This is a genomic window from uncultured Campylobacter sp. (assembly GCF_938045775.1).
Taxonomy (GTDB): domain Bacteria; phylum Campylobacterota; class Campylobacteria; order Campylobacterales; family Campylobacteraceae; genus Campylobacter_B.
In genome coordinates, this window is record NZ_CALIBH010000080.1 from 1 (window position 1) to 8509 (window position 8509).

Consider the following 8509-nt stretch of genomic DNA (forward strand, 5'->3'; position numbering starts at 1 on the left):
TCAAACTCGGCGTGAGCTTAGACGTGATCGATGCTAGCGAGCTGTTTTTAAGCAGACTGAAAGGGGTGGTCGATCCCGAGCAAAAACGCAAAATCATCGGCGCGACCTTCATTGAAGTTTTCAGCAAAGAAGCGGCAAAACACAAAAACGTAAAATTTCTAGCTCAAGGCACGCTCTATACCGACATCATCGAAAGCTCGGTCGCAGGCTCGAGCAAAACGATCAAAAGCCATCACAATGTAGGCGGGCTGCCTAAGGATATGAAATTTGAACTGATCGAGCCTTTGCGCGAAATTTTTAAGGACGAAGTGCGCCAGCTGGGACTCGAACTAGGTATTTCGCGCGAAGTCGTTTTCCGCCATCCATTCCCCGGCCCGGGCCTTGCGATCCGCATAATGGGCGAGGTAAATACGCCAAGCCTCGAGCTACTGCGCAAAGCCGACGTGATCCTACGCGACGAGCTAAAATCAAGCGGCTGGTATAACAAAACGTGGCAGGCGTTTTGCGTACTGCTAAACGTGCACTCCGTGGGCGTCATGGGCGATAACCGCACCTACGAAAACACCGTGTGTATACGCGTAGTGGACGCCAGCGATGGCATGACGGCTAGCTTTTCGCGCCTGCCGTATGATCTGCTAGAAAACGTCTCTCGCCGCATCATAAACGAAGTAGACGGCATCAACCGCGTAGTTTACGACATCTCGAGCAAACCGCCTGCAACGATAGAGTGGGAGTAAGATGAAACAAATCTGCATCATTTTAGCGCATCCTTACGAGAGAAGTCTAAATGCGGCTATTGCAAACGCAGCGGCAGAAAAGCTGCAAAATAGCGGCTACGAGGTTAAATTTCACGATCTATATAAGGAGAAATTTAACCCAATCCTTAGCGGCGCTGAGCTCGTGAGCGACGAAAGCGACGACGAGCTATTAAAAGCGCATCAAAAAGATATCGCAAACGCCCACGGCATCGTGATTGTACATCCAAATTGGTGGGGCGAGCCGCCCGCCATCCTTAAGGGCTGGATCGACCGCGTGCTAAGGCAGAGAGTAGCCTACGATTTTGCGCCAGGTGATAACGGTGGCGGGCTTCCGATAGGGCTTTTAAAGGCTGAAGCCGCCCTAGTTTTCAACACCTCCAACACCCCCGAGGCAAGAGAAAACGAGATATTCGGCGATCCGCTGGAAAGAATTTGGAAAAGCTGCATTTTTGATTTTTGCGGCGTGAAAACCTTTGAGCGGCTGATGTTTAGAGTGGTCGCGGATAGCGACGAAGCTGAGCGAAAGGTCTGGTTGGAGCAGGTAGCGCAGACGCTGGATAGGTACTTTCCGAAGCAGATTAATTTGCTTTAAATTTGAAAATTCGCTGCTCGCAAAATCCGAACGGCATAGAATTTGACTGCCTATTTAAACAGATGCGCGCCGAATTCGCTCGCACATTTGGCGCAAAATCTATGAAATTTAGGAGGTAATCATGCTTAGATTAATCGCTGCGATGGCGATTTTAGCGGCTCTCATATACTTCGTCATAGGAGGCGGCGGCAAAAAGACGATCAAGGATTACAAAAATTTAAGCCGCGAGGAGCTGGAGACTTTATGCCTCGAAAAGAACGATAAAATCGCCTGCCAGCGTATCGCCGTGGACTATATCAAAGAAAATAAACCGAAAAAATGATCTAAATTTGCGAGGCTAATTTTGCGGTTTCGCTCAAACAGCGCGCGGTTAAATTTCTTTCTAGCCCGGTCCAAACGCTGCGCGGATAAATTTGCCCGCAAAGCACGGCTAAAATGCCGATTTGATCGGTACCGAGCGCCGCGCAAATAGCGTAAATTTAAAAGCAATAATTCAAGTATTAGCATGCGCGCCGATAAAACCGCTAGCGCAAATTAAAAGCAATAAATCGCGCTGTGTTCTTTGCGCGCAGATAGAAGGAGCGACGGATGAAAATTTTATGGCAAAGTAGGCTTCAAAACAGACTTCGCGATATCGGCGAAAACATCCTAATTAAGGGAAATCGCGCATTTTACACAGGCGATAACGACGAGCAAAAGCAGATGAAGCTTAGAAAATTTTCGCTCGCAAGCGGCGAGCAGCTAGCCGGCGCGCCTTTCCGCGATTTTACCCGTGCCGCGACCTTTGACGATGACGGCCGCACGCTCGTAGTTTTGGGCTTTATAGACACGATTTATAAATTTAACGCCGCGGATCTCGCGCTCATCTCAAAGCATAAGAAGGGCGTGCTAAAATACGGCAATTTTATCGCGCTAAGTAGCAAGGACAGCGATAAAAAGGCTATCACGGCGACCGACGACACGCTTTTTATTTACGATTTTGTGTCGCAGACGAGCACGCGAAAGCGATTAAAGGGCTGTGCGGCGATTTTTAAGCAGGATGAGTTAAATTTCTTGATTTTTACGCGCTCGGGTCAAATTTACCGCCTAAATTTGAGCGGTTGCGAGCTTAAAATCATCGCTAAAACTTGCCCTATGACGCAGGTGCAGCGCGTGGGCGGCGGATATTGCATTCGCGTGGGCGAAGCGGGCGAAAACGGCGAAATAGAGGGTGCTAATGAGCTTATTTTTACGGACGCAAATTTTAACGTTAAATTCCGCGTGAAGCTGGACTTTGATTTCGATAAATTCGAGCTTGCGGCAGATGGACTGGACGGCTGGCGCGGGCACTTTATAAACGAGCCGAATGAGCTGAGGGTTCTTGATATTGTGCGTGGCGAGGCGGGCGGCTCCGGCGAATTTACACAGGTCGAGGCGAGTAAATCCAGATGCGAAGCGATGGATAAATTTAAACAAAATGAGCCCGCCCGATATCTCGCGACAAAGCCTGTTTTGGCGCATAAATTTAAACAAAAGGGCGCGAGAATTTTAGGCGTCATTACGGCTGCTTCTTGCCGGGCTGCGAGCGCAAAATACGAAGCGGAGCAAAAGGGCGCATTTGTCGAGCAAATTTTAGCGCCCGAAGGCAGCGTCGAAAAAGAAGAGCATACGCAACCGCATACCCGCACATGCCGAGTGCTGGTAGATAACGCCTACGACGAGGATATGGAGCAAATTTTAACCTGCTATGAGATCTAAGCCATAGTCCAAGCACACCCATATTCCTGATTTAAAATTTGCAGCTATGATTTAACGCCTTTAATTAAAGCAGGTTTGCTAAAAATTTTATATAGAATTCTATCAAGACGCGGAAATACCCGTTTAAAAATTCTACAACATGAAGGCGAGACCATTGCAAAAAATCGCGACTAGCGATAAGTACGGCGCGACGGCAAGGACAAATCTTAACGCCTTGGCTATGAGTAAATTTAAAGCGCAATCTCAAAGAGATACGCGCAAAATTTGATCCCTAGCAGCGGGCTAAATTTCATGACTCGCGCGCCCGCACCCTATCAAATTTAAAATTTCAAATCCGCGGCGAAATTCCGTGATATGACGGCAAAGCGTCGCGGGCCGGCGATTTGTACGGCGCGACCGCGCCCTTTCGCCGCTATCAGCACTTGACGTTTTTTGCCTTGCTATCTTGCATCGCGCGGAAAAATTCTGCCCTACTTAGCGGGGTTTCGTCTGGATGAGCACTTCTGAAATGGCGCAGATAGCCCTCGTAATCGCCGAGCCCGATGAGCGGCGCAAGTGCGGCATCCGCGCGCGCCAAAAACCTCGCCACTGCCTTCGGGGCTGCGAGCGGATTAAATTTAAACTTTTTCATAAACGCCCCTGTCCACGTACTCGCTTTCTGCTAGCTTGAAATATCCCTCGCTCGCGCCGCCCTTTGAAATTTTAAGACACATTCGGATCGTTTGGACGATGACTATGATCGTAACGACGACGAAAAGAGCACATAGTACGGCGTCGATGACGTTGTTTCTGATGATAGCCTGCGCCTTTTCGATCGCCGCAGGATCGCTTAGGCCGGCAAGCTTGGCGGCGGTATTTTGCGCGATAGCCACGTGGCTTACCGCGTCGTGTACGCGCTCTCCGTTAGCCGGCATCAGCTTCAAGATCGCCGCATAAAGCGTGGTTATAAGCACCCAAATCGCAGGAGCGATCGTGACGAAGGCGTATTTTTGCTTACCCATTTTAAAAAGCACCACCGTCGCAAGCAGCAGCGCGATGCCCGCGAGCATCTGATTGGACGCGCCGAAAAGCGGCCACAGCGTGTAAATTCCGCCCATAGGATCGGTAACGCCGCTGTAGAGCAGATAGCCCCAGCCCGCCACGCAGATCAGCGTCGCAATGATGCCGTAGAGGAAATTTTTGGTATCGGAAAACGGCTTATAGACGTTGCCTAAAATTTCTTGCACCATAAAGCGCCCCGTGCGCGTGCCCGCATCGACCGCGGTCAGAATAAACAGCGCCTCAAACAAGATCGCGAAATGGTACCAAAACGCCATCAGCTCCTTGCCGCCGATGATCTGATGCAGCAGCATCGTTAGTCCCATCGCAAAGGTAGGAGCGCCGCCCGTGCGGCTCATCATCGTGGTTTCGCCGACGTTTGAAGCCAAGGCGCCGATCTGCTCGGGCGTAATGCTAAATCCGATAGAGTTTATATACGCCGCGGCGCTTACCGCGTCTTTGCCGAGTACCGCAGCTGGCGAGTTGATAGCGAAGTATTCGCCCGGGCTTAGGATGCACGCCGCTACGAGCGCCATTACGCCCACGAGACTCTCCATAAGCATCGAGCCATAGCCGATGAAAAGAGCATGGGTTTCGCGCTCGAGCATCTTCGGCGTCGTGCCGCTGGAGATCAGCGCATGAAAGCCCGAGATCGCGCCGCATGCGATAGTGATAAACAAAAACGGAAATATCGGGCCTGCAAAAACGGGACCCATGCCGTCGATAAATTTCGTCGTAGCGGGCATTTTAAGCTCGGGCGCGACAAAGATTATCGCGACCGCCATGCCGATGATGACGCCGAGCTTAAGGAAGGTGCTTAGATAATCGCGCGGCGCGAGCAGCAGCCACACTGGCAAAATCGCCGCGATAAAGCCGTAGCCGATCGTAAGAAGCGCAAGCGTCTCGCCCTTTAGCGAAAAAACGTCGTGCCAGTACGGATCGATCGAGACGTAATGCCCACCCCAAAGCGCAAGCATCAGCAAAACAAAGCCGATGATCGATGCCTCGCTGACCTTGCCCGGGCGCAAGAACCTCATGTAAATTCCCATAAATATGGCGATCGGTATCGTCATCGCGATCGTAAAAAGCCCCCACGGCGAGTTTGCAAGCGCCTTTACGACGACCATCGCCAAAATCGCCACGATGATCAGCATGATGAAAAAAATCCCGATCATCGCGATGCCGCCCGTGAGCTTACCCATCTCCTCTTTGATCATCTCGCCGAGGCTCTTGCCGCCGCGTCGCGTAGATAGCACGAGCACGATGAAATCATGCACCGCGCCTGCGAGCACGACGCCTACCAAAAGCCAAATAGTGCCGGGCAGATAACCCATCTGTGCGGCCACTACGGGACCTACGAGCGGTCCGGCGCCTGCGATAGCGGCAAAATGGTGCCCGAAAAGGACGTATTTGTTTGTAGGGACGTAATCTCGTCCGTCGTTTCGGATCACCGCAGGAGTTGCGCGGCGATCGTTCAGCTCAAAGACGCGATACGCGATAAAGCGCCCGTAGAAGGTGTATCCGATCAGATAGATGCACGCGCTGGCTACTACGAGCCAGACGGCGCTGATGCTCTCGCCCTTATTTAGCGCAAGTACGCCGAAACACCACGCCCCTATGACGGCGACCGCCGCCCAAAGGATCTTTTGCCAAAATTTCATGCTCACTCCTTAAAGCTTAGCGAGCGGCTTTGGCGCAGTTTGACGTTTAATAAAACGGCTTGCGCCTTTAAAGCGGGGCTCGTTAAATAAAATTTAGTGCGTATTTTATCGGCGTTTTTATAATTTAAAGCTGAATCGCGAAATTAAAAAGAGCTCTTTCGACGTTTAAATTTAACGCCTAAATTTTGAATTTCAAATTTAAATAGGCGGCTTGGAGACGCGCGAAATTTTAATATTTAATCGACCTAAATTTAACCTCGCAGCTTTTAGCCATTACGGAATTTATCGCGGTTTAAGAAATCAAGCGATAAAATCTTATGATAACGATTTTAATTTCTTAATAAAAATCGCGAATACTTTTAGGAGGAAATTTATGCCGGATCAGATGCACGGCTACGTACTTTTTCGTGCTCATATCAAAAGCTATGTAAGCCGTAAAAACGACGATGCGAGCCGCGAGAATTTCATAAATTCCGCGCGCATAAATTCCTGGCACCGCTTAAATTTTAAAAATATCCGCCGCGACGAAATCTGCGCGTATAGTTCGCCTGGTGGGCTATGAGCTTTAAATTTTATCTCTTTCTAATCGCAGCTTTCGTATTGCTTGCTTTAGTAGCCGTAAGTAGCGGCGGAGCGAGCATTTCGCTGGGCGACATCGCAAAATTTTTCACCTTCGGCGAGCTGGACGAGACCAAGCAGCTCATCTTGCTGCAAATGCGCCTGCCGCGCCTAGTAATGGGTATTTTAGTGGGCGCGCTGCTGGCAACTTCGGGCGTGGTGGTGCAAAGCGTGTTTTTAAACCCGCTCGCAGACCCTTACATCATCGGCATCGCCTCGGCAGCGACTTTCGGCGCGGTCATAGCCTATTTGCTGGGGCTTAGCGACGTTTTTTACGGAATTTTCGCGTTTTTAAGCGCAAGCGCGCTGTCGATCGTGATCTTTAAGCTCGCCGCTCACACTCGCTCGATCTCGACGCTACTGATCGTAGGTATCGCCGTGTCGTCGTTTTTGGGCGCATTCACCTCCTTTGCGGTCTATCTCATCGGAGAGGATAGCTTTAAAATAACCGCTTGGATGATGGGTTATCTAGGCGGCGCGAACTGGCAAAAGATCGCACTTTTACTGCCGCCGCTGCTGTTTTGCATGGCATATTTTTACGCAAAGCGCCACGAGCTAAATATCATCTTAAACGGCGACGAGGAGGCGAAATCGCTGGGGCTCAACGTCGAGAAGTCTAAAAAGAGCCTGCTCATCGTCTCCTCGCTCATCATCGGCTTTTCGGTCGCATTTACGGGGATGATAGGCTTCGTGGGACTCATCATTCCGCACACGCTTCGCATGGCGCTTCATACGGCGAGCAACGCCGTGCTGATCCCCGCTAGCGCGCTTACCGGCGGAGTTTTTTTGGTTTTTTGCGACGTAATCGCTAAAAACGCCCTCTCGCCGGTAGAAATTCCAATCGGCGTGGTGACCTCCTTTTTCGGCGCGCCCTTTTTTCTATACCTCGCGTTTAGGAAGCATGCATGAAAATTTCGGCGCTAAACTTCAGCTACGGCAAGCGGGCGATCCTGCAAGACGTATGTCTGAATTTAGAACGGGGTAAATTTTACGGGATTTTGGGTCCTAACGGCTGCGGCAAGAGCACATTGTTAAAAAATATCTTGCAAATTTTAAAACCTGCAAGCGGTATCATCGAAATAAACGGCAAAAGGGCAAGCGAATACGGCCTAAAAGAGCTTGCGGCGCTCATCGGCTTCGTACCGCAAAAAACGGCCCTCGCCGCGCCGCTTAGCGTAAAAGAAATTTTACTTGCGGGTAGGTTTTGCCGCCTAAAAAGCGCATTTAGCGGCTACGACGCGAACGATCACGCTAAAGTGGAGCAAATGGCAGAGCTTTTGGACGTGAAAAAATTCCTAGAGCGTAGCGCATTTGAGCTAAGCGGCGGGGAGTTTGGGCGCGTACTGCTTGCTAGAGCGCTCGTCAGCGAGCCTGAAATTTTACTGCTCGATGAGCCCACGGGCGCGCTAGATATGAACTACGCCATCGAGGCGATGAGCATCTGCGAAAACCTGACGCGCTCTTTAAATTTAACGAGCGTCATCGTGCTGCACGATCTAAATTTAGCCTCGCTTTTTTGCGATGAGATTTTTATGCTAAAAGACGGCGCAGTGAGATATCGCGGGAGTGCGAGCGAGCTTTTTACGCCGCAGATCATAAAAGAAATTTACGGCTTTGAAGCCTTAATAGTAGAAGAAAACGGGGTAAAGTTTATACTACCCAAAAAGGAGAAATTATGAAAAAAATTCTTATAGCTTTGCTCTCGGCGAGCTTTGTATTCGCCAAAGGTCTAGTCGTACTTGATCCCGCCGCGGTCGAGATCATCTACGCTTTAGGCGCGCAGGATCAGATCGCTGCGATCGCCACTACTTCGATGAGCAAGATCCGCCCGGAGACAGAAACCGCGAAATTACCAAGCGTAGGCACCTACGTAAAGCCTAACCTCGAAAAGATCGTCGAGCTTAAGCCCGATCTGGTTATTACGAGCTTTCACTCCGCGGGCGTTAGCGAGAATCTGCAAAAACTAGGACTTAAGAGCCTTGCGATGGATGCAAACTCTACCGCAGACATCTGCCAAAATGTAAAGAAGGTTGCGACCATCGTAAAAAAAGAGAGCGAGGCGGATAAAATTTGCGCGCAGATGGATGGAATTTTTGCAGACAAAC

The 8509-nt window shown here is 50.2% G+C and carries 10 protein-coding genes; 8 read left to right on the forward strand and 2 right to left on the reverse strand.

Features of this window, described 5'->3' with window-relative positions; translation table 11 throughout:
- From guaA to Q0238_RS02990, 4 genes are all read left to right on the forward strand, one after another.
- The coding region (gene guaA / locus Q0238_RS02975) for a glutamine-hydrolyzing GMP synthase (protein WP_297942796.1) at nt 1–737 on the forward strand (737 nt) is incomplete at its 5' end.
- Between the two features lies 1 nt (nt 738).
- Nucleotides 739–1350, forward strand: a complete 612-nt coding sequence (locus Q0238_RS02980; protein ID WP_297942798.1) for an NAD(P)H-dependent oxidoreductase — start codon at nt 739–741, stop codon at nt 1348–1350.
- A gap of 121 nt (nt 1351–1471) precedes the next feature.
- A complete protein-coding gene (locus Q0238_RS02985; RefSeq protein WP_297942800.1) occupies nt 1472–1672 on the forward strand; it encodes a hypothetical protein in 201 nt (66 codons plus the stop codon).
- Nucleotides 1673–1938: 266 nt separating this feature from the next.
- Nucleotides 1939–3087, forward strand: a complete 1149-nt coding sequence (locus tag Q0238_RS02990; protein ID WP_297942802.1) for a hypothetical protein — start codon at nt 1939–1941, stop codon at nt 3085–3087.
- A 415-nt stretch (nt 3088–3502) separates the two neighbouring features.
- On the opposite strand, the gene kcuS is transcribed toward Q0238_RS02990, so the two are convergent.
- Entirely contained in the window at nt 3503–3718 is a 216-nt protein-coding gene (gene kcuS, locus Q0238_RS02995; RefSeq protein ID WP_297942805.1) for a KCU-star family selenoprotein, read from the reverse strand.
- Nucleotides 3705–5786, reverse strand: coding sequence for a carbon starvation CstA family protein (locus Q0238_RS03000; RefSeq protein ID WP_297942807.1), 2082 nt, complete (start codon nt 5784–5786; stop codon nt 3705–3707). The genes kcuS and Q0238_RS03000 overlap by 14 nt, the downstream gene beginning before the upstream one ends.
- A 373-nt stretch (nt 5787–6159) precedes the next feature.
- Between Q0238_RS03000 and Q0238_RS03005 the strand changes: the two genes are divergently transcribed.
- From Q0238_RS03005 to Q0238_RS03020, 4 genes are all read left to right on the forward strand, one after another.
- A complete protein-coding gene (locus Q0238_RS03005) occupies nt 6160–6348 on the forward strand; it encodes a hypothetical protein (protein ID WP_297942809.1) in 189 nt (62 codons plus the stop codon).
- Nucleotides 6345–7313, forward strand: a complete 969-nt coding sequence (locus tag Q0238_RS03010) for an iron ABC transporter permease (RefSeq protein ID WP_297942811.1) — start codon at nt 6345–6347, stop codon at nt 7311–7313. The genes Q0238_RS03005 and Q0238_RS03010 overlap by 4 nt, the downstream gene beginning before the upstream one ends.
- Nucleotides 7310–8083, forward strand: coding sequence for an ABC transporter ATP-binding protein (locus Q0238_RS03015; RefSeq protein WP_297942812.1), 774 nt, complete (start codon nt 7310–7312; stop codon nt 8081–8083). Before Q0238_RS03010 ends, Q0238_RS03015 begins: the two co-directional genes overlap by 4 nt.
- The coding region (locus tag Q0238_RS03020; protein WP_297942814.1) for an ABC transporter substrate-binding protein at nt 8080–8509 on the forward strand (430 nt) is incomplete at its 3' end. The genes Q0238_RS03015 and Q0238_RS03020, both read left to right, overlap by 4 nt.